The organism is Acerihabitans arboris (assembly GCF_010131535.1).
GTDB lineage: Bacteria > Pseudomonadota > Gammaproteobacteria > Enterobacterales > Enterobacteriaceae > Acerihabitans > Acerihabitans arboris.
Genome location: NZ_WUBS01000043.1, coordinates 1 through 1,771 on the forward strand (window position 1 = coordinate 1; position 1,771 = coordinate 1,771).

Consider the following 1,771-nt stretch of genomic DNA (forward strand, 5'->3'; position numbering starts at 1 on the left):
CGGGGCAACGCGCTCTCCGCTTCAAACACCTTAGGTGTTGTAAGGTTAAGTCTCACGGGTCATTAGTATCGGTTAGCTCAACGCATCGCTGCGCTTACACACCCGACCTATCAACGTCATCGTCTTTAACGTCCCTTCAGGTGACTCAAGGTCACAGGGAAGACTCATCTCGAGGCAAGTTTCCCGCTTAGATGCTTTCAGCGGTTATCTCTTCCGCACGTAGCTACCGGGCAATGCCATTGGCATGACAACCCGAACACCAGTGGTGCGTCCACTCCGGTCCTCTCGTACTAGGAGCAGCCCCTCTCAATCTTCCAACGCCCACGGCAGATAGGGACCGAACTGTCTCACGACGTTCTAAACCCAGCTCGCGTACCACTTTAAATGGCGAACAGCCATACCCTTGGGACCTACTTCAGCCCCAGGATGTGATGAGCCGACATCGAGGTGCCAAACACCGCCGTCGATATGAACTCTTGGGCGGTATCAGCCTGTTATCCCCGGAGTACCTTTTATCCGTTGAGCGATGGCCCTTCCATTCAGAACCACCGGATCACTAAGACCTGCTTTCGCACCTGCTCGAGCCGTCACTCTCGCAGTCAAGCTAGCTTATGCCTTTGCACTAACCTCACGATGTCCGACCGTGATTAGCTAACCTTCGTGCTCCTCCGTTACTCTTTAGGAGGAGACCGCCCCAGTCAAACTACCCACCAGACACTGTCCTCGACCCAGATAATGGGCCGGAGTTAGAACATCAAACATTAAAGGGTGGTATTTCAAGGTTGGCTCCATGCAGACTGGCGTCCACACTTCATTGCCTCCCACCTATCCTACACATCAAGGCTCAATGTTCAGTGTCAAGCTATAGTAAAGGTTCACGGGGTCTTTCCGTCTTGCCGCGGGTACACTGCATCTTCACAGCGAGTTCAATTTCACTGAGTCTCGGGTGGAGACAGCCTGGCCATCATTACGCCATTCGTGCAGGTCGGAACTTACCCGACAAGGAATTTCGCTACCTTAGGACCGTTATAGTTACGGCCGCCGTTTACCGGGGCTTCGATCAAGAGCTTCTCCTTGCGGATAACCCCATCAATTAACCTTCCGGCACCGGGCAGGCGTCACACCGTATACGTCCACTTTCGTGTTTGCACAGTGCTGTGTTTTTAATAAACAGTTGCAGCCAGCTGGTATCTGCGACTGGCTTCGGCTCGGGGAGCAAGTCCCTCCACCTAACGCCAGCGTGCCTTCTCCCGAAGTTACGGCACCATTTTGCCTAGTTCCTTCACCCGAGTTCTCTCAAGCGCCTGGGTATTCTCTACCTGACCACCTGTGTCGGTTTGGGGTACGATTCGATGTGACCTGGAGCTTAGAGGCTTTTCCTGGAAGCGTAGCATCAATTCCTTCACCACCGTGGTGGCTCGTCATCACGCCTCGGTGTTGAATAAAAGAGCGGATTTACCTGCCCTTTCCACCTTCACGCTTAAACCGGGACAACCGTCGCCCGGCGAACCTAGCTTTCTCCGTCCCCCCTTCGCAGTCACACCCAGTACAGGAATATTAACCTGTTTCCCATCGACTACGCCTTTCGGCCTCGCCTTAGGGGTCGACTCACCCTGCCCCGATTAACGTTGGACAGGAACCCTTGGTCTTCCGGCGAGCGGGCTTTTCACCCGCTTTATCGTTACTTATGTCAGCATTCGCACTTCTGATACCTCCAGCAGCCCTCACAGGCCACCTTCGCAGGCTTACAGAACGCTCCCCTACCCAACGA

The 1,771-nt window shown here is 54.2% G+C and carries 1 rRNA gene (cut by a window edge); it reads right to left on the reverse strand.

From position 1 onward, the window contains the following. Window positions 1–41: 41 nt before the first annotated feature. Window positions 42–1,771 (reverse strand): 23S ribosomal RNA (locus GRH90_RS25750) (it continues 1,270 nt past the right edge of the window).